The following is a 23,673-nucleotide window of genomic DNA, read 5'->3' on the forward strand; positions in this document are numbered from 1 at the left end:
TTAGGGCTGGCTTTTTTTGTAGGAAGGGGATGAGGGGATGGACACTTTACGGGAAACCATTCGTCGAGAACACGCCAAGCATCCGCATGGCCGGCCGTTCATCGTCGCCATCGATGGATTGAGCGGAGCTGGGAAGACGACGCTTATTGATCAACTGCGCGGGACCTCACCGAAGGAAGTGATGCTACATATCGATGATTTTATCGTCGAGCGACATCGGCGTTACGAGACGGGACAATCGGAAGCGATGGAATATTATGCGCTCCAATGGGACGTCGACTTACTTGTCCAGACGTTGTTCGAACCGTTGCGGCAAGGGGAGACAACGCTGACGTTGCCGTACTATGCGCGCGACCGGGACGAAATCGTCATGCGAACGATCGAGATTGCTCCGAACGCACTTGTCTTGATCGAAGGAATTTTCTTATTGCGGGACGAGTGGCACCCTTATTTTGACTACGTCGTCTATCTCGACTGTCCGCGGGAGGTCCGGTATGAACGGGTCTTGAATCGGGATACGTATATCGGCGATTTGTCGGAGCGAATCGCCAAGTACGAGCGCCGGTACTGGCCCGGAGAAGTGCATTATTTGAAGACGGTCAACCCGAAAGCCAAAGCCAATCACATCGTTCAATCCAGTTGACGCATCCACTTATAGGAGGATGCGTTTTTATTTTGGAAAAAACTGTTGACTCCGTTAGTGTACTATGGTGATAATACAGTCAGGTAGTGTATTAGTCGCATCATACACTTAGAGAGGTGACAACATGATCATACAATTCAACACGAGAGCCCCGGTCTACATCCAAGTCGTCGACTACTTCAAAAAGAAAATGGCACTTGGCGAACTGAAAGCGGGCGAAGAGATGCCGTCGCGGCGCGAGCTAGCGAGCGAATTGAAAATTAACCCGAACACCGTCCAAAAGGCGTTCAAAGAAATGGAGGAACAACAATTGATTACGACCGAACGGAATCGCCCAAGCCGCGTGACGACGGATGAACATGTATTGAAACGGATCCGTACCGAACTCGTCGATGAGGCGGTCGCCGTCTTCGTCGAATCGATTCAAGAACTCGACGTCACGATGGATGAGCTCGTCGATAAAATCAAACGGCAATACGGGGAGGGGAATCTCGATGATCGAAGTATTGGGAGTTAAAAAACGTTACCGGAGAAAACAAGTTATCGAAGACGTGTCGTTCACGGCCCAAAAAGGAGAAATCACGTGCCTAATCGGCTTGAATGGGACCGGGAAGTCGACCATTCTCAAAGGGATCATGGGGCTGACGCCATTCGACCGGGGCACGGTGCTCGTCGACGGCAAACCGCTCGACTTGAATCGTGTCGCGTTCGTGCCGGATCACTCGACGTTCCCGCTCCATTTCACGATTGAACATTGCGAGGCGTTCATGCGCGACTTCTATCCGACCTTCGACGCGAAGTTGTTTGCGCGACTCGTCGACGAGTTCAAGCTGTTCCCAGAGGATAAGTTGAATGAACTCTCAAAAGGCACGCTCGCGAAAGTGAATTTGGCGCTCGGCATCGCCCAAGACCCGGACTATTTATTGCTCGACGAACCGTTCTCGGGCATCGACGTATTCTCGAAAGAACAAATCGTCGAGTTGTTCTCGAGTGACATCATGGAAGACCGCGGCGTCTTGATCACGACGCATGAGATTGAAGACATCGAATATTTGGTCGATAAGGCCGTCATGTTGAACAACGGTCGAATCGTCCGTGAGTTCGACGTTGAAGACGTCCGCTTCATTCACGGAAAGTCGATCGTCGATGTCATGAGAGAGGAGTTTGGGGCATGAACTTATTGAAACTAATCGGATGGGAAGTCGAACGGATGACGAAACCGTATCTCATCTTGATCACACTGCTCGTCGTCGTTCAGTTCGGTTGGCTCGGATTCTTTTTATGGAGCGAGACGAATATGTATGAAGAAATCCGTCGCACCGGGACACCGGATTATATCTTGACGTTCGCCAATTATCTCGGAGGCATGGCGTTTATTTTGTCAATCGGGGTAGCGGTGACGGCGATGATATTTTTCAGTTTTTGGATTTGGTATCGGGATTTCCAAGGTCGCGGCACGTTCATGATGCGCCTGCTGCTCATGCCGCAACAGCGGATGCTCGTCTTCGGTGCGAAGCTAGTGACGATGATGTTGATGATCCTTGGATTGTTCTCCGTCCAGTGGATTGCGCTCAAACTCCAGTACATAGCGTTTTCGAGTTGGTTTGACTCGCAAATGATTCCGATGCGTGGCTCCTTCGAACAGGCCATCGGCTACGATGGGGCGCTCTCAATCATGTATCCTGCTTCAATCGTCAACTTTATCATCCATCAAGTGCTGATTGTGATCATCATTTTATTCGTCTTCACATTCGTGTTGATTGAACGAAGTCTATGGCAACGGACAATGTGGTCGTCAATCATTGCGATGCTGATGCTTGGAACGTTGATTGTCGTTCCTATGACGGCACTTTTCTTCCTGGAGAACCGCTTGTTTATGGATGAGATGATGCTTGTGATTGGTCTCGGTCTGATGGCATGGATGATGGCAGCGGTGTGGATTAGTCGTCGTTACCTAATGAAGAAATTAAGTGTGTGAGGTGAGCGTATGAAACGAATGTGGAATGTGGTCGCACTCGGTGCGGTCGTCGTCATCGGTCTCGGGACGTTCGCTTTCGATATGCGGGACACGAAAGCGGAATGGGAGTTAGATGTCAAAACGAATCCTAGTGTGTGGAAGTCACAAACGGTTGGTCTATTTTACGGAACGGAAGAAGAAGGTACGACGGAACGATTCCAATTGACGACCGATCGTAGTCGTGTGACGAGCAATGTGAACTATATCGAAGAGGCGTTAAATTATCGGAGCGAGGTAGATCCGTCAGTTCGTGGTTTTTATCGAGAATTGTCTGGCTTAAGTTTTATGCAATCGATTCGAACAGCTGACGGCTATATTGGCGTCGGCCAGAACGGGAACAAAGAGATTGCGGTGTTTCGAATGAATGGACAAGAAGTCACCAAACAAGTCTTTGGGAATGAAGTTGATGGCGCTTCTGAATTGATGGACAGTCCCTGGGCCGGCCTCTTTGTTCATGAAGGAAACGTGCATGTCATTTACCGAGATGGTTATGGAGAGAATCCAGAGACGAAAATTGCTAGGTTCGATGAGGTTGCCAAACAAATCGTGATCGAGAGCGTGGCGTTACAAGATGAATCCATTTCGACCGTGACTGGAACATCGTGGGCTTTCCGACCGCACATGGCGACGATTGACGCGGATAATCGGTTCATCCCGGTTGGCATGACCGAGCAAACATCCATCACGGAAAATGGAGAAACTTATTTAAGTGAGCAAGAAAAGATTGGGATTTATGCGTATGATGCGGAAACGAAGCAAGTCGTTGAATTGATTCCAGACGGTGACATGTGGAACGCGACGGTGTACGAGGATCAATTGATTTCGTTACAGGAAGACGGGACCGAATTCGTCATCGATTTGAAGACTGGGAAGCAGTCAACACGTTCGGTCATCGATGGTTCGGTCGGCACGACCTCATACATCGGGGATCGACTGTACCATGCCCGTCCTACGAAAGACGGGGCCGTCATCGACGTCTATCGAGATGGAAAAGCCATCTCGAGCGCCACGGTGAAAGCGACGAACGACGAAGCGAAAGCATTGGTGACCAACACAGAATATTACGTGGAATAAAAAATAAGCGAGAGGCGGCCGCCTCTCGCTTATTTTGATGGTTTCGGGATGATGACCCCTTCTTCTAAATCAAGCAACATGTCGATCAGTTCCGCACAGAACTCCGGGAACTGGTCGAGGAACGCACCTGGACCGACCTCGTCGGTGAAATCGATATACAGGTCCGATACGTTACCGGCCATCTTCGCCGGGAGGGCGAGGAACGCCGACCCGAATCGCCAGTTGCCGCGGATATCGAGCAGTTTACCGAGCATCACATCGCCCGGTTCACGAGCCTCCGGAAGCGTCACTTTGTAGATTTCTTTCGTCTCCCAATCGCGTAAACCGTCCTCGGTCACTTCGAAGACCGAGCAGCGCGGGACCGCCAAGCCCCGAAGCGCGTGATAGAGGGCGGGGGACATCTCGGCCTTGTGATCCGCCAAGTAGCGGCCATGCGGCGTCATCCCGTCTTCGTCCGTCTCGAAGAAGACGGCCCAGTCGATGAACAAGTCGCGGAACAACTCCGCGTCTTTCAAATGCCACGTGCCTTCCGAGGCGATCTCTTGTATATAGTTCGTCCATTGCGTGCTGCGCGCGAGCGCGGCCTGCTCATACAATTTTTTCAGCTCGGCCAGCAATTCGGACTCTTCTACGAGCAAAGGGAATGGAATTACTTTCCGGTCTTTTTTCATCGGCGTGGTCCTCGTTTATTCGCAGGACGCTTGACGACCGGCGGTTTATCCTCGATTCGTTTCTCGATGACGTCGCCACGGTAAATCTCGAGTTCTTTCAATTCAACGCCGAGTTGACGGGCGAACGATTTCAAATGGGTCAAATCCTCATCTGTCACGAGCGAGAGGACCGTCCCAGCCGCGTTGCCGCGTGCTGTCCGGCCTGAGCGGTGAATAAAGTCATCGATTGATTCTGGCAAGTCGAAGTGGACGACGTGCGTCACTTCCTCGATATCGAGACCACGGGCTGCGAGGCCAGTCGTGATGAGGAGCGGGTAGTCACCTTTACGGAACTCACGAAGTGTTTCGACACGTTCGCGCTTTCCTTTCAAGCTGTCGAGCATGCGATAGTTCACTTTCATTTTGTCGAGCTCACCTTTCAACGGTGGCAAGAACGACCGGTTGTTGATGAAAGCGAGCGCTTTGACGTTGTCGACGTGAGACAGGCGGCGGAGCAACTCTGGTTTATACCGACGCGTCGTCAACATGTAGCCATAGGTGACTTGTGCGCTTACCGCCCGCTCGATTTTCACGTGGGCCGGTTCGTTCAAGAATGGGGCAGCCCAAGCTTGAAGCGTGTCTGTGAGTGTCGCCGAGACGAGGGCGATTTGATGTTCATGCGCCGTATGTTTGATGATCCGTTCGGCAGATTCTGTCAAACCGCTATCGATGATTTGATCGGCTTCGTCGAGGACGATCGTATGCGTCTCGTGAAGTTTCAACTTTTTCTTCTCAATGAGTTCGACGAGTCGGCCCGGTGTCCCGACGATCAAATGTGGTTTTTTCTTCAACCGGTCGATTTGACGTTTCAACTCGACACCACCGATGAACGAAGCGATGCGGACGTCACCTTTCTCGGTGAAGCGTTGCGCGACCGTTTGAATCTGCATGACGAGTTCACGCGTCGGCGCGACGATGACGACTTGGATGCGGTCGTTCGACGCGTCAATTTTTTCGATGGCGGGTAATAAGTAAGCAAGCGTCTTCCCGGTACCTGTCGGCGCTTCGATCGTGACGTCTTTTCCGTCAAGAAGAAGCGGGAAGGCTTCGGCTTGGACCGGCATTGGTTCAGTAAAGCCAAGGCGATCCCAGGCTTCGTTAATAAATGGTTTTGTAAAGTTCATATCAATTCTCCTTATCGTGGGGCAAAAACAAAGGAAGCATAAGCGCTCCCTGTCTTAGATATAGCGAACATGTTCAGTATCTTGGTCGAATGAAGAACGGAGTGTCTGTGTGAACGTCTGTCCGTCCTCGATGAGTTTGATGTGCACATCGATTTGGTCAGCCGACGCCTCGACGCCTTCGACGGTGAAGCCTTGATACACACGATACTGCAATTCTTTCGTCAACCGTTCGTATGAAGCGAGCTCTGGATACGTCGCTGCCACGTCAATCGGGCGCGAGATGAGAGCAACGAGCAAGTTATCGCGGTAGTCGATGAAATCCTCGTTTTCGATGTCGTCGTCAAACCGAATCCAAAAACCTGCGTCTTCAAATTCTGTGATGAATCCGTCACGTTGTTCACCGTTTTCCTCTACTTTAAGAGAGATGCGGTCACCGGTCTTTAAATCGTGAGCGGCTGTCAATAATTCGTACGTCATGGGAAGAACCCCTTCCTCTTCTACAATGTTCTGCCTTCATTGTGTCCGATATAAGGCAAAAATTCAAGTTCTATCCCCGAGGTGTGAGGTACATCACTACGAAAACTGTATAAATCGTCACATCCCATCTGAAATGATACAGAAATGAGTTGAATCCTGCGGTAACAAGACTTATCTGTTTCAGAAGGAAGGGTTTTTGCATTATAACAGTATTTAAAGCGCTTACAAAAACGGCTTTATGCCAACGTTCATGAGATTGTTACAACTTTCACAAGAATGTAAAACAAAATGTTCACGTTTTCACGTACACTCAACTTATAGAAAGCACGCAGTTATCTCAACTATGAGGAGTGACCCACAATGGCAACCGAAATTAAATCAGCCTGGTCAGGATTTGTACCTGGGCAGTGGACGAACGAAGTGAACGTCGGTGAGTTTATCCGTTTGAACCGACACGAATACACAGGGGACGATCGTTTCCTCGTCGGACCGACCGATGCGACGAATCGTCTTTGGGCACAAGTGATGGAATTGACGAAAGAAGAGCGGGAACGCGGTGGTGTTTGGGCGGTCGATCAAAACAATCCGTCGACAATCGTCTCGCACGGACCGGGATACTTAAACAAAGAGCTCGAGAAAGTGGTCGGCGTTCAAACGGACGAGCCGTTCAAACGTTCGATTCATCCAAACGGCGGGATCCGGATGGTCGACGCTGCCCTTGAGTCATACGGTTTCGAGCCGAACCCTGAAATCACAAAGATTTATTCGGAAATTCGCAAAACGCATAACCAAGGTGTCTTCGATGCGTACACACCTGAGATGCGGGCGGCGCGGAAGTCAGGGATCATCACAGGTCTTCCTGACGCTTACGGCCGGGGACGGATCATCGGCGACTACCGTCGTGTTGCCTTGTACGGGTTAGACTTCTTGATTGCAGAACGAAAAAAAGACTTGGCGAACCGTGGCGGTTTCTTATCAGAGTCAGATATTCGGACACGGGAAGAAATGTCTGAGCAGCTCCGGGCCCTCCAAGAGTTGAAACAACTCGGTGCGGCGTACGGGTTTGACCTCGGCCGTCCGGCGGAAAATACACAAGAGGCGTACCAATGGGTATACCTTGCATATCTCGCAGCCGTCAAAGAACAGAACGGCGCCGCGATGTCACTTGGACGTGTCTCGACATTCCTCGATGTTTACGCAGAACGTGATATCGAAGCAGGTCGTTTGACCGAGTCAGACGTTCAAGAAATCGTCGACCACTTCATCATGAAGCTCCGGATCGTCAAATTCTTGCGCACGCCTGACTACAACGAATTGTTCTCGGGTGACCCAACGTGGGTGACCGAGTCAATCGGTGGGATGAGTGAGGATGGTCGCTCGAACGTGACGAAGAGCTCATTCCGCTTCTTGCATTCACTCTCAAACCTCGGGCCAGCACCAGAACCGAACTTGACGGTGCTTTGGTCGACGAAATTGCCAGAAGGATTTAAACAATATTGCGCGAAGATGTCGATTGAGACGTCTGCGATCCAATATGAGAACGATGACCTCATGCTTCCAGAGTTTGGCGACGACTACGGCATCGCCTGCTGTGTGTCACCGATGAAGATCGGGAAACAGATGCAGTTCTTCGGTGCCCGCGCCAACATGGCAAAAGCACTCCTTTACAGCATGAACGGAGGCCGCGATGAGAAGAGCGGCGACCAAATCGCACCGGTTTGGGAGATGAACACCGAAGACGTGCTCACGTACGACAAAGTGTATGCCGACTTCGACCGGACGCTCGATTGGCTCGCCGAGCTCTACGTCAACACGCTCAACGTCATCCACTTCATGCACGATAAATATGCGTATGAACGGATCGAGATGGCACTTCATGACCCAGAAATCCTACGGACGATGGCATGCGGAATCGCCGGTCTCTCGGTCACAGCAGATAGTCTGTCAGCCATCAAATATGCGACCGTGAAACCGGTTCGAAACGAGCAAGGTATTGCTGTCGACTTCGAGACAGAAGGCGACTTCCCTAAATTCGGAAACAACGATGACCGTGTCGATTCAATCGCCGTCGAACTCGTTGAGTCGTTCATGGAAAAAGTGCGTAAGCATAAAACATACCGCGACGCGCTCCATACGCAATCAGTCTTGACGATCACATCAAACGTCGTCTACGGCAAGAAAACAGGGAACACACCGGACGGACGCCGTGCCGGCGAACCGTTCGCCCCAGGTGCGAACCCGATGCATGGCCGCGATACGAAAGGTGCTGCCGCATCGCTCTCATCAGTTGCGAAACTTCCGTTCGAGCATGCGCAAGACGGAATCTCATACACGTTCTCGATCGTACCGAAAGCACTAGGCAAAGAAGAAGTAGCTCGTGAACTCAACTTAGCGGCACTTCTTGACGGCTATATGGGCGGCGAGCATAAAGGACATCACTTGAACGTCAACGTCTTCAACCGTGAAACGTTACTCGATGCGATGGAGCATCCGGAAGAATATCCACAGCTCACCATCCGCGTCTCTGGCTATGCGGTCAACTTCATCAAGTTGACGCGCGAACAACAAATCGACGTCATCAACCGGACGTTCCACGGTTCATTGTAAGTAATCAAGGCTTGGCGGCCTTCTTCTGAAGGCCGCTCATTCGTTAGGAGGTCATTTCGATGACAATGGGATATGTACACTCGGTCGAATCGTTTGGAACCGTTGACGGCCCGGGAATTCGTTTTATCGTCTTTTTACAAGGTTGTGCGCTTCGTTGCTTGTATTGCCACAACGCTGACACGTGGGATTTCAAAAAGAATAACCATCGTTCGGCCGAGGACGTCATTCAAGAAGCGCTCAGCTATCGTCCGTTCATGGAAGCATCAAAAGGCGGTATCACGATTTCAGGGGGCGACCCGCTCGCGCAGCCAGAGTTTTTAGAAGCGCTGTTGCGTGAAGCGAAGAAACACGGGCTCCACACGACACTCGACACGTCGGGTGCACTTCGTCCCCCTAACTTGGACGCCATCTTAGATCATACGGATCTCGTCTTACTCGATATCAAACATATCGACGATGACATGTGTAAGAAACTGACGGGACGGAGCAACGTCAACACGCTCGCGCTTGCTGAACATTTATCCGAGCGCGGAACGAAAATGTGGATTCGCCACGTCCTCGTCCCAGAATGGACACTTGATGAAGGAGCGCTCCGCCGCACGGCCGCGTTCATTCAAAAGCTCGACCACGTCGAGAAAGTCGAAATTTTGCCGTACCATGAGATGGGTGTCTATAAATGGGAGGCACTCGGTCTCGACTATCCGCTCAAAGGAATCAAACCCCCGACGACGGAAGAAGTCGAATGGGCGGAAGGGATCTTACAAGGAACCGTTTAAAAAACTGCGCAGACCGTGACGGTCTGCGCAGTTTTTGGATTACAAATGTTTTTGACTGACGTGCTGACGGATGGCGGCCTCATCGAGTGGACGCTTGGCGACGTCGGTCTCAACGGCGGCTTTGGCGACTGCGACTGCGACGGCGGGTGCGATCCGCTCATCGAACGGGCTCGGGATGACGACCCCGTTTATGAGATCTTCCTCGGTCAACAAGTCGGCAATCGCGTGGACGGCCGCTTCTTTCATCTCTTCGTTGATCTCGGTGGCGCGAACGTCAAGCGCCCCGCGGAAAATACCAGGGAAGGCGAGGACGTTGTTCACTTGGTTGGCGAAGTCGGAACGACCGGTCGCGACGACACGCGCCCCGGCTTTTGTCGCGAGGTCCGGCATGATCTCCGGAATCGGGTTCGCGAGTGCGAAGATGACCGGGTCGACAGCCATCGAACGAACCATCTCTTCGCTGACGGCACCGGCCGCCGAGACGCCGATGAAGACGTCGGCACCTTGAAGCACATCGGCGAGCGTCCCTTCATGTTGCTTCCGGTTTGTCGCTTTGGCGATTTGATCTTTGAACGGGTTCATCCCTTCGACGCGTCCTTCGTAAATTGCGCCTTTCGTGTCACAGATGACGAGGTCTTCGACGCCGAAACGCTTCAACAGTTTCGCGATGGCGATGCCGGCAGCCCCGGCACCGTTCATGACGACCCGAAGTTCAGGCATCGTCTTGTCGACGAGTCGCAGTGCGTTGACGAGACCTGCTAGCACAACGATGGCCGTCCCGTGTTGGTCGTCATGGAAGACGGGAATTGGGAGCGATTGTTTCAAACGGGCCTCGATTTCAAAACACTCGGGTGCTTTAATGTCTTCTAAGTTGACGGCACCAAACGTCGGTGCGAGCAGTTCGACCGTCCGGACGATCTCATCTACGTTGTGCGTGTCGAGACAGATGGGGAACGCATCGACCCCGGCAAAGCTTTTGAACAAGACGGCTTTTCCTTCCATGACCGGTAGTGCGGCTTCTGGACCGATATTGCCGAGACCGAGCACGGCGCTCCCGTCCGAGACAACGGCGACCGTGTTGGCGCGGAGCGTGTAGTCATACGACAACTCTTTATCCTCGGCGATGCGACGGCACGGTTCGGCGACGCCAGGCGAATAGGCGAGGCTGAGTGCTTCTTTCGTGTCGACGTCGACTTTCGGTGTCGTTTCCAATTTCCCGTGGTGCATGGCGTGCATCTCAAGTGCGCGTTCGTTCAATGTTTTCATAAGTCTCTCCCTGTGTGCTAGCGATTTTCATCTGTGCGAATACGAATCCATTGTAGCGGAGAAACCGCTTTCTTTCGAGGGTTTTGCCTGCATTTATGCGAACTATTTCTGAACGGTTGTTCACAAATATCGGATTGATGATAAGACTTGGTGCTAGGGTGGGAAGGTCAAAAAAGGAGCCACAATTTTTCTGTGACTCCTGTCGTAGATTACGCTTTCGTTTTTCGTTTCTTCTTCTCGGCGAGACGAGCCGCTTCCGCTTGCCGTTTTTCCGCGTAGCGGAGCTCGCGCTCGAGCTTGACGAAGCTCTGATAGCGTTTCGCATCGAGCGTTCCAGATGTGATGGCAGCTCGGACGGCACAACCAGGTTCGGTGCCGTGCGAACAGTCCCGGAATCGACACGTCTCCGCGAGTGCCTCGATATCCCGAAACGTGTCGTCGAGGTGATCGGCCCCGTCCCAAAGTCCGAACTCACGCATGCCCGGGGTGTCGATGACGAACAAATCGTCAATCCGGAACAGTTCACGATGCGTCGTCGTGTGCTTGCCGCGCTCATCGCTCTCGCGTACGGCTTGTGTCTCGGCGACGGTCTCACCGGCGAGCGCGTTCGTCAGTGACGATTTCCCGACGCCGGACGAGCCGACGAGTACGATCGTGCTTTCGCTCGGCAGTGCGGCTCGCAACGCCTCGACGCCGTCGCCTGTGAGTGAACTGACAGGGAAGACATCGACCCCCGGAACCGTCAAAGCGAGCTCATCGACGAGCGCCTCGGCGTTGTCGACTTGGTCCGATTTCGTCAAGATGATGAGCGGTGTGGCTCCGGTTTCCCACGCGGCGAGCGAATAGCGCTCGAGCCGACGCAGGTTGAAATCATGTCCGCACGCCATCGTGATCAAGATAAAATCGACGTTCGCGCAGATCAATTGTTCGCGCGTCTCGTTGCCGGCCGCTGCCCGTGACAGGACAGTGCGCCGCTCAAGGAGACGCCGAATCACGCCTTGACCATGCTCACGAACGGTGAACTCGACGAAGTCACCGATGACCGGATAGTCGCGCTCGCTTTCGGCCTCATGTCGGAATTTCCCGGTGACACTGCACGTATAGTTCGCACTTTCAGTCGTGATGGTATACATATGTTGGAACTGTGCCGTGACACGTCCCGTTGTCGTTGTTTGATTCAAATAGAATCCTCCTTTTAGTTGTGGAGGACAGTCGCCCTCCTGTTGGCTGACAAAGTGTGTACTGCGCATTGTACGGTGCTCATAAAACATCATCCTTTCGTTGTTCGATGCATCTAGTATAGCACACGATTTGAGAACGCTATCATCTCAGTCTACAGACCGAGGGAAAACAAGCCTTCCGCTCGTCGCACTATTGAAAATAACGTATTATGATAAGAGTGTACTTAACGAGGAGGGATAATCGATGAATCGCCAGGTGAAGCAAGTATTGTTCATTGTGGCCGCGATCTCTTTAGTTCTCGTTCTAATCGGCTTTTTACCGAACATGATCATGTTCGGTTTGGGGGCGCTCTTAGCACTGTGGGCTGGAGTCAGATTCATGGCCGTGACACATGTCGGCGCAAAAATCGGTTACGGCGCGCTTGCCGTGATCGGGATCATCACAATTTTATCGAATATTTGGGCGTTGATCGGGATTGTGGTGGCATGGGTATTGTTTAAAGGGTATATGATGTATGCCAACCAAAAACAAGACGTCGAGATTTTCAATGCGGACGGGTCGCGTGCGAGCCGCAGCAGTTTTCAATCGTTCGATCAAGTTTGGCAGAAGTTTGTAAACCGTCGCTAAGATTCAAAAGGAGGACATCAAGATGAAAACACCATTTGACCAGTTTCGTGATTTAGCTAACGAGTTGACGAAAGAACTATCGAAAGAGATGAAGAAGTTTCAAGATAAAGAGGGGCCACGTTCGGCTCCACGCTCAAGTGGGGAAGCCGAATTGAACCGCCATATCCGCGGTGCTGAAAAAGAGGCGCTGTCAGTCGAACGTCTCGTTGAGCGTCAAAAGTCATTGCTCGAGGAACTTGCTACAAAACGCGATGACGCCAAGCAGATGGCCGATAAGCGTTACGAGCAGACGGAACTCGCCAAACAAGCAGGCGAAGACAAGCTCGCCGAACGGGCAGCTCTCGAGTCGAAGCACTACGGCGAGCAGTATCGTTATTTTGAAGGTCTCCTCGACGAAGGAGCACGTGAACTCGATGCCCTCGAGCGCAGAGCTCTCGAGATGCGACTGAAACTCGATGAGATGCAAAACAAACGGTATGAGTTCGCAATGCGTGAGAACCTGGATTTATTGAAAGGTGCGCTCGATCAAATCTTCGGGGCAGAGACGTCGAAGACACATCCATTCACGGAAGAAGAGAAAAAAGCAGAAGAGAAGAAACAAGAACCGGCCGCTGAAGAGAAGATCGATCCAGCGGACGAAGATGATTTCGAAGCAAAACTAAAAGAACTTGAGCGTCGTTTCAAACAAGACTGACGCAACGGTTCAGCGATGGTCCGGCGAATGGTTGGGCCATCGCTTCTTTGCTTCATGTTACATACTGTTAGAGAGGGGGAAGCAATGTGGAACGTTGGAACACACGCCAAATCATCGGCTTTATGATCATTCTATTCGCCATTGGACTATTTATCGATATCGCGACGGGTGGTAACAGCGTCCTCTTCAGCATGGTCGTCCCGCTATTGTTGCTGTATATCGGGCGTCGTTTTAGCCGCAAAGGCAATCAGCCGGTCAGCTATATCTTTTACGGGATTGGCGGTATCATGCTCGTCGGGCTCATCTTCTCGTCGGCGGCGTTCGGTTTTGTATTGTCAGGTTTATTGCTCATGTTCGGCTATCGACTGTACAAGAATCGTCCGCTCGAATCGAGTCGGTTCAAGTCACATATCCGGCAAGAACAGGCCTTTTCGTTCGGGACGAAAGAGAGCGGTCACTACGTGCTTCAAGACACGAATGAATTCTTCTTGTTGCGTGACGTCGAACTCGACTTGTCGCGCGCCATCATTCCGGAGGGAGAGACGTTCTTACTATTGAACGGACTCGCCGGGGACGTCCGAATTCTCATTCCGGCCGGCTACGATTACTCGATTGATGCATCAATCGGATTCGGCAAGATTCAAGTCGATGAGTCGAACTATTCACCGGTGTTCAACCGTCGCTTTTACACGGCTTCGGACGATTATCAAGCAGCAACACGGAAAGTCCGCATCCATATCGTGCTCATGAGCGGAAGTGTCGAGGTGATGACCGTATGAAGAAGGATTCGTATCCAAGGACGGTCGTCTGGCATCAGTTATTTAGCAGCCTACTGACGGCACTGTTCGTCACGATCGCATTTTTAATAGGTGACTCGACTTCACTCCGAGATTTGTTCACACGTGAAGAAGGGTTGCCTTTCGGTGTGTCTATCCTCGTCATCGCCGTCTTGATTGGTAGCATCTTCGGGGTCGGTTCGTATTTTTATTTGCGACGCGACTTCCGGGAAGTGGCGATTGCCTTGTGGAAGCTTGAGAATCAAAAAGAGATTACATTCCGTCCATTGTCGCCTTATCGAGATACACTCGAACGGATTGCCCGGATTTCTAAGCAACGCACGGAAATGATTGAGATGGCCAAACGGGTCGGGGACCGACCTGTCAGTGTCGAGGAAGCGCGCAGCGAAGCAGTCGTCGAAGAACGGCGCCGTGTCGCCCGTGAACTCCATGACTCGGTCAGTCAGCAACTGTACGCCATCTCGATGATGACGACGGCGGCCAAACAGACGATCACTTCAAAACCAGACGTGGCGGCCAAACAAATCGAGCAGGTCGAAGTGATGGCACAAACTGCTCAGGCGGAAATGCGCTCGCTTCTGTTGCAACTCCGTCCGGTCGAGCTCGAAGGAATGACGCTCAAGACGGGAATCGAGCGCCTGTTAGAAGAACTGTCACGCAAACAATCGACCGAGCTCGTATGGCGCCTCGAAGAAGTCGAATTGTCGCGACATACTGAGAATGAACTGTTCCGCATCGTCCAAGAAGCGATTAGCAACACGCTTCGCCATGCGAAAGCGAAGCGACTTGAAATCGAAATGCGGACCGTGCAACAGACGGTCATCTTAAAAATAAACGACGACGGGATCGGCTTTAATGTCGATGATACACAAGTCGCCTCATATGGCTTACAATCGATAAGAGAGAGGACGGCTGAGGTCGGCGGGACGTTACGACTCGTCAGTGTGCCAGGCGTCGGTACTCAGATTGAAGTGCGTGTGAAACAACAAGTGGAGGGGTTAGAATGATTCGAGTCGTATTGATTGATGACCATGAGATGGTGCGGGCCGGCGTCTCGGCGTTTCTGTCGACGCAGCCTGACATCGAAGTCGTCGGAGAAGCATCGGATGGCGCGACAGGGGCCGAGCTTGCCATCGCCGAGAAGCCCGATGTCGTCTTGATGGATTTAGTGATGGAGCCTGTCGATGGGGTCGAGTCGACGAAGCGGATCAAGGCGAGTTGGAAAGAGGCCAAGATTTTGGTCGTGACGAGTTTCTTGGATGACGAGAAAGTGTATCCGGTCATCGAGGCCGGGGCTATGAGTTACGTCTTGAAAACGGCGAACGCCAACGAGATCGCCGACGCGATTCGTCAAACGGCAGCCGGCAATCCGGTCATGGCCGCCCAAGTGACAGGCAAGATGCTCGAACGGCTCCGACATCCGGAAAAGACGTTGCACGAGAGTCTGACGGCAAGGGAACGTGAGATTTTGCAATTGATGGCGGAAGGGAAATCGAACCAAGTCATCGCCGATGAACTATACATCTCGTTGAAGACGGTAAAGACACACGTCTCCAACATTTTGACGAAGCTTGACGTCTACGACCGGACGCAAGCCGTCGTTTATGCGTTTCAACATAATATCGTCAGTAAAGGATGAACAGGGTGCTTCCAAGCGCTGCACTCGAATTGTCCACACATGGCTACACGACAAACAAGGATCACGCCGACGCGTGATCCTTGTTTTTAGTTCTTCTGTGCTTGAATTTGTTCATCAATCTCCGATAAATATTCCCATCGCTCCATCTTCGCATCGAGCGCTTCTTTCAACGCGGCAATGTCGGCGTACAGTTCATTCACTTTGCCGAGGTCGCTACCCGCTGCGGCGAGCCGTGCCTCGGCTGCCTCGATCTCAGATTCGAGAGAGGCGATATCATCCTCGATCGTCTCCCATTCTTTCTGCTCTTTAAAAGTGAATTTGACGACATCGACTTTGACACGCTCTTTCTTCTCTTTCGATTCTTTTTTCACTTGTTGCTTCGTCTGTTCTTGGAGTGTGGCCAAATAGTCACTGTACTCCGCATGATAAACGTTGATCGTCCCGTCTTCGAACGCAATCAGCTGTTCGGCGATCCGATCTAAGAAATAGCGGTCATGACTGACGGCGATGACCGTGCCTGGGAACGACTCCAAATAGTCCTCGAGGACGGACAGTGTCTCCGTGTCGAGATCGTTCGTCGGTTCATCTAAAAATAGCACGTTCGGCTCGTCCATTAAAATCCGAAGCAAGACGAGGCGGCGTTTCTCTCCACCCGACAGTTTGGCAATCGGTTTGTATTGCGCGTCCGGGGTGAATAGGAAGCGTTCGAGCATCTGACTGGCCGTGATCGTTTCGCCGTCCGGCGTATAGATGACTTGGGCGATGCGCTCGATCTCGTCGATAACGCGTCGCGTTGTGTCTTCGAATTCGACTTGTTGCCCATAATATCCGAGATGGACGGTTTCCCCGTGGACGACCGTCCCGTTCGTCGGTTCGAGGCGGTGGGCAAGCAAGTTCATGAGTGTCGTTTTCCCACTCCCGTTCGGTCCGACGATGCCATACCGTTCCCGGCGTCCGAACAACCACGTGAAATCTTCAATGAGCAAGTGATCGTCATAACCGAAGGACAAGTTCTCCACCTCGATGACTTTTTTCCCGAGGCGGCGCGAACCGACGGATACTTCGAGCGCCTCATCCTCGGCAAGCGTCTCTTGATGCTTCAAGTCCTCGACGCGCTGGATGCGTGCCTTCTGTTTCGTCGTCCGTGCCTTGGCACCACGACGCAGCCAAGCGAGCTCACGACGCAAGATGTTTTGCCGCTTTTGCTCCATTGAATGCGACCGAGCTTTTCGTTCGGCACGCTTCTCAAGGAAGAGCTCATAGTTGCCGTCATAGAAGTAACTTGTCCCGTCGGCGATTTCAAGGATATGATTCGTGACTCGATTCAAAAAATAACGGTCATGGGTGATGAGCAGGATGGCCCCCCGGTAATCAGCGAGAATCGTCTCAAGCCAAGCAATCGTATCGGCGTCGAGTTCGTTCGTCGGCTCATCGAGTAATAGTAAGTCAGCTTCGTCGAGTAGGGCGGCGGCCAAAGCGACCCGTTTCTGTTGTCCACCGGAAAGCGAGCTAATCTCTGCCGTCACGTCCGGAAGACCGAGCCGATTTAAAATCGATTTCAACTTCGCTTCAGTCTCCCATGCGTCGGCTGCATCGACTGCTTGCTGGGCTTTCATAAAGCGTTCCAACCATTGTTCGCTCGTCGGGTTCGCCTCGAGTGCTTGGCGCGCGAGCTCATACTGTTTCAACGCCTGGACGGACGGGGTGTCACTCGTGAACAACGCGTCTAAAATTGTTTGCCCGGGGGCGAAGTCGACCGTTTGGGTCAAATAGCGAATCCGGTAATCGTTCGGGTGTTGCATCGAACCCCGGTCTGCGGTCTCGACGCCGGCGATGATTTTTAAGAACGTCGACTTTCCGGAGCCGTTGACCCCGATGACCCCGATGCGATTACCTGGGTGAATCGTCATCGTGACGTCATCGAACAAGACTTTATCTGCAAATTTTTTATGAATGCCTTCGATGGCTAATAAACTCATGATTCTTCTCCTTCAACGACGCGGCGAATCATCGTCTCTGCCAGCGCCGCAATTTCTTTATTCGGGACGTCTGCCGGATCGATGACCGGTAAAAACGTGACGTCGACCGTACCCGGTGTGATTCGGTTTGTCGTCTCGAGCAAATGGTGGCTCCCTTTGATGGCGACAGGGACGATTTTGGCACCGCTTGATGTGGCGAGCGTCAGGCTGCCGGCTTTGAACTCTTTGATTGGTCCTCCTTTTGAGCGGGTACCTTCCGGGAAGACGATAATCGACTGTCCCGATTGGATCGTCTCGACGCCGGAACGGATTGCTTTAATGGACTGGCGCCGGTCGCTGCGGTCAATGAAGATACAACCCATCAGTTCCATCCAACGCGGAATGATTGGGAACTTTTGCACTTCGATTTTTGAGATAAACGCTTTTGGATGTTTCGTCGCTGTGATCATAATCGGGACATCAAAGTTCCCTTGGTGGTTCGCGACGTAGACGACCGGTTCATTCGGGATGTTCTCTTGGCCGTGAACACGGACGCGAGCGCCGGCGATTCGTAGTAGAAAGCTTGCCCACTTATAGGCGACGGTTTGGACGTATCCATAACGTTCCGGGGGCGTCAGTCGCTTCGCTTTCGGATAGAACGGAAGTGTCAGCGGTAAGACGGCGAAAAAGGCGATAAACCAGATGGCGGTGCGAATCATACATATTTCTCCTCTCGATCGTTCAGTAATGAGTCTGGACACGAAGAAAGAGTCTTCCTCTCTTGACGAGAATCCGACTCTTCGGCATGAATCTTTATTCCCAGAAGCGAGAATCGCTTTCCTCTTCTTCTTCCTCGAGTTCGAACGTGATTCGTTTATTCACCGGGTCCACAGCAAAGTAAGCCCCATCTTGTTCGATGCTCTTGAACTGCATGACTTGGTCACTGCCGATTTCAAGCGTGAGTCGAATGCGATTGTCATCGTCGACGAGCAATATGCCGTCTTCTTTTAGCCAAAGCTCCATGACAGGTGAATAACGTAATAGCCATTCGTTCGATAAAGGGATTTCGTTCATACGTGTTTGTGCCTCCTACGGGTTGAGTCCGTTTTGCTCTTCTTGTCTAGAATAGAATAACAAAAGTGGAGGGGGAAGACGAGCGTTATGTAGAACGTTTACGCGTAGTTGAATGCATGCGCGCCACGATGCGCTTGATCTTTTTTTGATTCCGGCGCTCGATGAGCAAGACGTTCGTTTGTGCGATCAACTGTTTAAATGAAGATAAGCCCATAGCGAGCAATACGGCGAACAGGAATGTACCGATCGGGTCTTTGAAAAAACCGGTTTGGAGCGAGACGGACAAACCGACGACCGAAAGAATCGTGGTGAGAAAATAAAATAGCATGAGTGACTCTCCCTTCCCAGATGATTCAATAATAAAAGCCGAACGTTATGTTCGTTCGACAGATGCATAAAAAATCCCTTTTTTTGTCGGAACAAAACAAAAAAACGCCTTCTGTCACCAGAGGGCGTTTACTCTTGGACCATCGTGACGGATGAAGATACGTTCGTATCGACTCCGTTTGAAAAAATGAAGCTAAGTGAAGCGAGTAGCGCGAAGAAAGCAATCAATAAGCCTTTCATGAAGCGCTTCGCGAATGATCGAGATTGTACATCAAACATTTTATATCCCCCGTTCGGCCATGGCTGAAACCTAATTCGTTAAACAACACTTCCTTAATAATAACGTTTTCAAAATGTGGATACTAGATGGAAAATGCACGTTCACAAAATTGTCACAAAATTTGAAATATAGAAGCTAGTATACGGACCTATTTAGCAAAACAGGGGGCAATCTTGTTCACGGTTTAGACACAATTGAACGGAGTAAGGAAATCGAACGTGATATGATTAGGAACGTGTGTAGGTAGGTATACTGACAGTAATAGATGAAAAAGGATGTGGATTGTATGGCATTACGTGCAGGAGAAGTAGTAGACTTGGTCGCGGAACGTTCAGCTGATTTTGGTGTGTTTATCGGAAACGGTCGCGAAGAGGTACTCCTTCATCGAAAAGAACAAACTGAAGAAGTCACAGTCGGACAGACGGTGCGGGTCTTCCTGTATCACGACTCAGAAGGACGTCTCGCTTCGACGATGACGATTCCGAGCGTCACGTTCGATGACTATGAGTGGTATGAAGTGACTGGAGTCCGGTATAACACCGGTGTGTTCGTCAATATCGGGATTCAAAAGGATGTACTCGTCTCATTAGATGATCTTCCTGAGAACCGGTCGTATTGGCCAAAAGAAGGGGACAAGCTTTGCATTCGTCTCAAGTACGATCAAAAGAGCCGTCTTCTCGGGGAACCGGCCCACTATGCGTACTTGAACTTGTTGGCGCGTCCCGCTAAAGAAGAATGGGGCAATCAAGATGTCCATGCGGTCGTCGTCAATCGACGCGAAGTCGGTGTGAACGTCTGGGTCGAAAATGAATCACTCGGTTTCTTACATGAAGCAGAGATGACACGTTGGCCACGTCTCGGTGAGCAATTGACCGTACGTGTGACGCAAGTGAAACAAGACGGGACGGTACTCGTCTCGATGAAACCGCGGGCATATGAAGCCATCGACCCGGACGCGGAAAGTATCCGTGCTTATATTGAAGAACGCGGCGGCCAAATGCCTTATGGCGACAAGACGGCGCCGGACGTGATCGATCGTGAGTTCGGGATGAGTAAAGCGGCGTTCAAACGCGCACTCGGGAAACTGCTGAAAGAAAAGCAAGTTGAAAAACTCGACAACGGCTATAAATTGAAATAAGATAACTCATGTCCAGGTGGCTATGAAAAGTTTTAGAATGTATTTCTTTCATTTTAGAAACAAATACGTTATAGTTAGTAAAGTTGACTACGAGGAAACATTGGAAAAACGTCTGTAGAACAAAACCTCAGACGTTTTTTGTATGAAAAAAGGAGAATATAATTTGACAAAATTCCAAGATTTACAGTTAAGTGAAGCATTAGTAAAAGGTGTACTCAAAATGGGCTTCGAAGAAGCTACACCGATCCAAGCTGAGACAATTCCTGTCGCACTCACAGGAGTGGACGTATTAGGTCAAGCGCAAACAGGTACAGGGAAAACAGCAGCTTTCGGTATTCCGACAATTGAGCGAATCGACACAAAGGCACGTCAAGTCCAAGCACTTGTTCTTGCACCGACACGTGAACTTGCGATTCAAGTTGCAGAAGAATTGAACAAAATCGGTGAAGCGAAGCGCGTTTACGCACTTCCAGTATACGGTGGCCAACAAATCGACCGCCAAATCCGTGGTTTGAAAAAGAACCCACAAATCGTCGTTGCCACACCGGGCCGCCTCATGGACCACATGAAGCGTAAGACGATCAAACTCGACGAGATCCAAACTGTGATCTTGGACGAGGCAGATGAAATGCTCAACATGGGCTTCGTTGAAGACATCGAGATGATTTTGAAAGGCCTTCCGGCTGAACGTCAAACGCTTCTCTTCTCTGCAACAATGCCACCACAAATCAAGAAGATTGCTGAGCGCTTCATGAAGTCGCCGACGATCATCAAAGTAAAAGCGAAAGAAATGACAGTTGAGAACATCAACCAACAATTCCTCGAATTGCGCGAAGGTCAAAAATTCGATACGCTTTGCCGTTTGATCGACATCGACTCGCCAGAACTCAGCATCATCTTCGCTCGTACGAAGAAACGTGTTGACGAAGTGACAGAAGCACTCATCAAACGTGGTTACACGGCTGATGGTCTTCACGGTGACTTAACGCAATCAAAACGTGACCAAGTCATCCGTCGTTTCAAAAACGGCACGATTGACATCTTGGTCGCGACAGACGTTGCAGCCCGTGGTCTTGATATCTCAGGCGTTACTCACGTTTACAACTTTGACGTCCCACAAGACCCGGAAAGCTACGTGCACCGCATCGGACGTACAGGCCGCGCTGGTAAAACAGGTACAGCCCTTACGTTCATCACGCCACGTGAATTCGGTCAAGTCAAAGCAATCGAACGCGTAACGAACAAGAAAATGAACCGTCGTCACGTACCGACAATCGCAGAAGTGCTCGAGGGCAACCAAAAGCAATCAGCTGAAGAATTGATCGAACGTGTTCAAGCGGGCGACTTCAAAGCTTACACGCAACTTGCGACTGAGCTTCTTGAAGAATACGAAGCAGTCGAGCTTCTTGCAGCGGCACTTCGTGGATTGACGAAAGAGCCAGATTCAACTCCGGTTGAAATCTCGTATGCAGAACCAGTACGCGTCAAACGTCAAGGTGGACGTAACGACCGTGGTGGATACCGTGGAAATCGCAGCGGCGGCGGCGAACGTCGTGGCGGCGGTGACCGTGGTGGACGCAGCGGTGGCGGCGGTGGATACCGTGGCAAACGCACGGGTGGAGACGACCGTCGTCGTTCAGACGACCGTGGCCCACGCCGTCCGCGTGACTAATCAATAACCAAAACCGCATCTCCTTAAGTGGATTTGCGGTTTTTTTTTTGGTGTCATGCTACACTAAATGAGTAGAGACAGAAAAATGAGGTGTCAACGGATGATTGAACTAGGTTTTGGTCTCGTCATACTAGTGGCGTGCGTCCTGGCTTTGAAACCGATTATTACGCGGACCGAGCGTCCGAATTTTCGATATATCCCGGTCGCCACGCTTCTGTTCGGCGCGATGATTTGGCTTGTGATGGCCATCGGCGTGGGCGGGAAGATGGGAATCGGCTACGGTGTGATGAGTATCGTATATTTCATTGCTTGTTTCGGTGCCTATATGTATGTGCATACACGAGCGAGCTGAACCCAGCTCGCTTTCGTGTTTAGAAAAAAGACGAGGTGATCAAGTTGGACGCAGTGGATGTGATGATGAATCCAGAAGAAGTCGAAGTGACATTTGAACCAATCCTGGGAGCCGCCACCTTCCAAGTAGAGGGTTATATGGTCCATGGACAGTTCAGGGGCGAGTCGCTCACCCCATTCTTTTACGACGATGACGTTCCGCTCGAGTATCAGCTCGATATCGCCAAACGGATGGAGCGTTTAGCGGCCGAACAGTTAAGGGATGCGACGCAATTCGTCACGTTCCGATGTCGGTCAGAGTGGATTCTCGAACAAGGAGGCGAGGCGTTCTTGGCCCCGCTCCGAGAATTGAACTTCCCGCTCCATCGCATTTATGTGACGCTTCAAGGGACGGATCTCGTCGACGTGTCACGCTTGTCACGAGTCGTCCAATATTATCGTTCATCTGGTGTTAAAGTCGCGCTCGACTTCGCTGAGTCAACGAGCATCGAAGACATCATGACGGTGGCGCCTGAGATGTTGCTCGTCGATTTGGCGACGATGGTCGAGAAGAAGACGTTATCGGTCACGTATCCGCAAATGCTTCAGACGATGGAATATATCGCTTCCCGTCTCGGGGCTCCGCTCCTCTATAAATCGATCGACCATCTCGGACAGTTGCGTTATGCGTGGCGTCATGGCGGGCGTTATTATATGGGAAGTCTCCTCGGGCAAAGCGATGCGATGCCGCCGCGCGAAGCGAAAGGTATGAGCGTATTGACGCAAGAAGTACCGTCGTTCTTCTTACACGATCAAGAGCGATTAAAGCGATTATATGAATTGGAGTTCGAACTCCATAAACAAATCCACGACCTCGTCCAAAGCGGGAAGTGGTCGCGCGATAAGAAAGATGAATGGTTGCTCCATATTGCCCCGAAACTCGAAGGGACGTTCGTCCGTTACTATTTGACGGACCAAACCGGGTTCCAGACGAGCGCAAACGTCTATCAGGCACAGTCCGCTTGGACGGTCGATAACACGTATCGCGGCTATAATTGGAGTTTCCGTCCGTACTTTATTCGGACGATGGCAGCGATGGACGTGCGCGGACGGGGCTACTTGTCCGAGGATTATCGCGACTTCAGTTCGAACGAAGTGACGCGGACGTTCAGTTATCCGTTACCGGACGGCATGTTCTTGTTTGCCGATTTATCTGAAGAGTTCTTATATCAAAATCGACTATTAGATTGAGAGGGAAAAT

Annotated in this window: 26 protein-coding genes; 16 read left to right on the plus strand and 10 right to left on the minus strand. The window is 51.3% G+C overall.

Annotation, left to right across the window (positions count from 1 at the left end):
- The first annotated feature begins 37 nt into the window (after positions 1-37).
- The 5 genes from KNP79_RS10955 to KNP79_RS10975 all read left to right on the plus strand — a co-directional run bounded on the left by KNP79_RS10955 (position 38) and on the right by KNP79_RS10975 (position 3,734).
- On the plus strand, positions 38-643 hold the full coding sequence (locus KNP79_RS10955) for a kinase (protein WP_215192374.1): 606 nt from the start codon (positions 38-40) through the stop codon (positions 641-643).
- Positions 644-767: 124 nt separating this feature from the next.
- Positions 768-1,160, plus strand: coding sequence for a GntR family transcriptional regulator (locus KNP79_RS10960; RefSeq protein WP_214708735.1), 393 nt, complete (start codon positions 768-770; stop codon positions 1,158-1,160).
- Positions 1,138-1,818: an ATP-binding cassette domain-containing protein gene (locus tag KNP79_RS10965; RefSeq protein ID WP_215192376.1), complete on the plus strand. Its 681-nt coding sequence runs from the start codon at positions 1,138-1,140 to the stop codon at positions 1,816-1,818. The genes KNP79_RS10960 and KNP79_RS10965 overlap by 23 nt, the downstream gene beginning before the upstream one ends.
- On the plus strand, positions 1,815-2,621 hold the full coding sequence (locus KNP79_RS10970) for a hypothetical protein (protein ID WP_215192378.1): 807 nt from the start codon (positions 1,815-1,817) through the stop codon (positions 2,619-2,621). The genes KNP79_RS10965 and KNP79_RS10970 overlap by 4 nt, the downstream gene beginning before the upstream one ends.
- A gap of 9 nt (positions 2,622-2,630) precedes the next feature.
- On the plus strand, positions 2,631-3,734 hold the full coding sequence (locus KNP79_RS10975) for a hypothetical protein (protein ID WP_215192380.1): 1,104 nt from the start codon (positions 2,631-2,633) through the stop codon (positions 3,732-3,734).
- 29 nt (positions 3,735-3,763) lie between these two features.
- Here the strand turns inward: KNP79_RS10975 and KNP79_RS10980 are convergent, their stop codons facing one another.
- Genes KNP79_RS10980 through KNP79_RS10990 form a run of 3 tightly spaced genes read right to left on the minus strand, consistent with a single transcriptional unit; the run spans position 3,764 to position 6,045 of the window.
- Entirely contained in the window at positions 3,764-4,405 is a 642-nt protein-coding gene (locus KNP79_RS10980; protein ID WP_214797589.1) for a hypothetical protein, read from the minus strand.
- Complete coding sequence (locus KNP79_RS10985; protein WP_034781120.1) at positions 4,402-5,568, minus strand: DEAD/DEAH box helicase; 1,167 nt, start codon at positions 5,566-5,568, stop codon at positions 4,402-4,404. The genes KNP79_RS10980 and KNP79_RS10985 overlap by 4 nt, the downstream gene beginning before the upstream one ends.
- Positions 5,569-5,622: 54 nt before the next feature.
- A complete protein-coding gene (locus KNP79_RS10990) occupies positions 5,623-6,045 on the minus strand; it encodes a hypothetical protein (protein WP_034781118.1) in 423 nt (140 codons plus the stop codon).
- A gap of 360 nt (positions 6,046-6,405) precedes the next feature.
- Here KNP79_RS10990 and pflB point away from each other — a divergent pair, with 360 nt between their 5' ends.
- Entirely contained in the window at positions 6,406-8,652 is a 2,247-nt protein-coding gene (gene pflB, locus KNP79_RS10995) for a formate C-acetyltransferase (protein WP_034781115.1), read from the plus strand.
- 59 nt (positions 8,653-8,711) lie between these two features.
- Complete coding sequence (gene pflA / locus KNP79_RS11000; protein WP_021067805.1) at positions 8,712-9,428, plus strand: pyruvate formate-lyase-activating protein; 717 nt, start codon at positions 8,712-8,714, stop codon at positions 9,426-9,428.
- Positions 9,429-9,467: 39 nt separating this feature from the next.
- On the opposite strand, the gene KNP79_RS11005 is transcribed toward pflA, so the two are convergent.
- A complete protein-coding gene (locus KNP79_RS11005) occupies positions 9,468-10,694 on the minus strand; it encodes an NAD(P)-dependent malic enzyme (RefSeq protein ID WP_215192382.1) in 1,227 nt (408 codons plus the stop codon).
- 209 nt (positions 10,695-10,903) lie between these two features.
- Positions 10,904-11,875, minus strand: a complete 972-nt coding sequence (gene rsgA, locus KNP79_RS11010) for a ribosome small subunit-dependent GTPase A (RefSeq protein WP_215192384.1) — start codon at positions 11,873-11,875, stop codon at positions 10,904-10,906.
- Positions 11,876-12,119: 244 nt separating this feature from the next.
- Between rsgA and KNP79_RS11015 the strand changes: the two genes are divergently transcribed.
- The 5 genes from KNP79_RS11015 to KNP79_RS11035 all read left to right on the plus strand — a co-directional run bounded on the left by KNP79_RS11015 (position 12,120) and on the right by KNP79_RS11035 (position 15,633).
- A complete protein-coding gene (locus tag KNP79_RS11015) occupies positions 12,120-12,503 on the plus strand; it encodes a lmo0954 family membrane protein (RefSeq protein WP_034781108.1) in 384 nt (127 codons plus the stop codon).
- Between the two features lie 22 nt (positions 12,504-12,525).
- Entirely contained in the window at positions 12,526-13,197 is a 672-nt protein-coding gene (locus KNP79_RS11020) for a PspA/IM30 family protein (protein ID WP_138859937.1), read from the plus strand.
- An 86-nt stretch (positions 13,198-13,283) separates the two neighbouring features.
- The gene (liaF, locus tag KNP79_RS11025) at positions 13,284-13,976 is read left to right on the plus strand and encodes a cell wall-active antibiotics response protein LiaF (RefSeq protein ID WP_034781097.1); all 693 of its coding nucleotides are present in this window, start codon (positions 13,284-13,286) and stop codon (positions 13,974-13,976) included.
- Complete coding sequence (locus KNP79_RS11030; protein WP_034781091.1) at positions 13,973-15,001, plus strand: sensor histidine kinase; 1,029 nt, start codon at positions 13,973-13,975, stop codon at positions 14,999-15,001. The genes liaF and KNP79_RS11030 overlap by 4 nt, the downstream gene beginning before the upstream one ends.
- Complete coding sequence (locus KNP79_RS11035) at positions 14,998-15,633, plus strand: response regulator (RefSeq protein ID WP_034781089.1); 636 nt, start codon at positions 14,998-15,000, stop codon at positions 15,631-15,633. Before KNP79_RS11030 ends, KNP79_RS11035 begins: the two co-directional genes overlap by 4 nt.
- 86 nt (positions 15,634-15,719) lie before the next feature.
- Here KNP79_RS11035 and KNP79_RS11040 read toward each other — a convergent pair whose 3' ends face one another.
- The 5 genes from KNP79_RS11040 to KNP79_RS11060 form a co-directional block, all read right to left on the minus strand.
- Positions 15,720-17,612 carry an ABC-F family ATP-binding cassette domain-containing protein gene (locus KNP79_RS11040; protein WP_215192386.1) on the minus strand — a complete coding sequence of 631 codons (1,893 nt, stop codon included), beginning with the start codon at positions 17,610-17,612 and terminating at the stop codon, positions 15,720-15,722.
- Entirely contained in the window at positions 17,609-18,310 is a 702-nt protein-coding gene (locus KNP79_RS11045) for a lysophospholipid acyltransferase family protein (protein ID WP_034781080.1), read from the minus strand. The genes KNP79_RS11040 and KNP79_RS11045 overlap by 4 nt, the downstream gene beginning before the upstream one ends.
- 94 nt (positions 18,311-18,404) lie before the next feature.
- Positions 18,405-18,665 (minus strand): hypothetical protein, encoded by a 261-nt coding sequence (locus KNP79_RS11050; protein WP_034781079.1) that lies wholly within the window; start codon positions 18,663-18,665, stop codon positions 18,405-18,407.
- Positions 18,666-18,750: 85 nt separating this feature from the next.
- Positions 18,751-18,993 carry a hypothetical protein gene (locus KNP79_RS11055; RefSeq protein WP_215192388.1) on the minus strand — a complete coding sequence of 81 codons (243 nt, stop codon included), beginning with the start codon at positions 18,991-18,993 and terminating at the stop codon, positions 18,751-18,753.
- Positions 18,994-19,121: 128 nt separating this feature from the next.
- Positions 19,122-19,271: a hypothetical protein gene (locus KNP79_RS11060; protein WP_021067792.1), complete on the minus strand. Its 150-nt coding sequence runs from the start codon at positions 19,269-19,271 to the stop codon at positions 19,122-19,124.
- Between the two features lie 287 nt (positions 19,272-19,558).
- Here KNP79_RS11060 and KNP79_RS11065 point away from each other — a divergent pair, with 287 nt between their 5' ends.
- From KNP79_RS11065 to KNP79_RS11080, 4 genes are all read left to right on the plus strand, one after another.
- Positions 19,559-20,410, plus strand: coding sequence for a CvfB family protein (locus KNP79_RS11065; protein WP_034781077.1), 852 nt, complete (start codon positions 19,559-19,561; stop codon positions 20,408-20,410).
- Between the two features lie 163 nt (positions 20,411-20,573).
- Positions 20,574-22,082 (plus strand): degradosome RNA helicase CshA, encoded by a 1,509-nt coding sequence (gene cshA / locus KNP79_RS11070; RefSeq protein WP_131485905.1) that lies wholly within the window; start codon positions 20,574-20,576, stop codon positions 22,080-22,082.
- A 100-nt stretch (positions 22,083-22,182) separates the two neighbouring features.
- On the plus strand, positions 22,183-22,434 hold the full coding sequence (locus tag KNP79_RS11075) for a hypothetical protein (protein ID WP_034781064.1): 252 nt from the start codon (positions 22,183-22,185) through the stop codon (positions 22,432-22,434).
- A gap of 53 nt (positions 22,435-22,487) precedes the next feature.
- The gene (locus KNP79_RS11080) at positions 22,488-23,663 is read left to right on the plus strand and encodes an EAL-associated domain-containing protein (protein WP_371743433.1); all 1,176 of its coding nucleotides are present in this window, start codon (positions 22,488-22,490) and stop codon (positions 23,661-23,663) included.
- Positions 23,664-23,673 lie beyond the last annotated feature (10 nt).

The organism is Exiguobacterium sp. s7 (assembly GCF_018618195.1).
Taxonomy (GTDB): domain Bacteria; phylum Bacillota; class Bacilli; order Exiguobacteriales; family Exiguobacteriaceae; genus Exiguobacterium; species Exiguobacterium mexicanum_A.